General features: G+C 55.9%; 1 protein-coding gene. It reads right to left on the minus strand.

What is annotated here, in order from left to right; genetic code table 11:
* Positions 1 to 535, minus strand: a 535-nt coding sequence (locus P0D70_RS36770) for a DUF6531 domain-containing protein (RefSeq protein ID WP_408188129.1), incomplete at its 3' end; no start/stop codon positions are given.
* Positions 536 to 580 lie beyond the last annotated feature (45 nt).

Genomic DNA, 580 nt, shown 5'->3' on the forward strand with positions numbered 1-580 from the left:
CAATTGAATCAATCCTTTGTCCGACGTACTGAACCTCGCGGTACATACCTGTGCGGGTCGTCTCGGAGTGGAACAGACCTGTGCTGACCGAGTACGTTTCCGTCGTACCGATCCGTTCGTCTTTCAGGTGGAAGTAACCATCGCCAGCTTTCGTCAGGGCGAGACCCGACGTTCCTGGCACCGCCCACGCTCCATTAACCCACTTGAATATCAGAGGCTGCCCGTTACTCCGGTAAGCGGAGATCTTTGGGGTGCTCGCATTGGCTGCGGTCAGATCAAGCCTTCGCTGCCAGTTGCTGACCCAATAGCCCCCCATCGCCGTCTGGGTTTTGTCGAACGGCTTCGAAAAATAGCTACGACTGAACACAAGCGGCGACGTATCGCCGCTAGCAAAGTCAGTTTCAGAAAGCGTGACAACTCCATTTGCCGGAAACACCGGGTCCGCCACCGGGCAGGTATCGTCAGGCGGGGTTTCGGTTGAGCTGCACCACTGATCAATTAGTGCGAGGTCGTTAATACACGCATAGTTGCCCATTCCGCCAGGCGTATTGCTTGTGACGTCGAGCTTGCATGTCCTGGA

It is taken from the genome of Paraburkholderia sp. RL17-381-BIF-C (assembly GCF_046026435.1).
Taxonomy (GTDB): domain Bacteria; phylum Pseudomonadota; class Gammaproteobacteria; order Burkholderiales; family Burkholderiaceae; genus Paraburkholderia.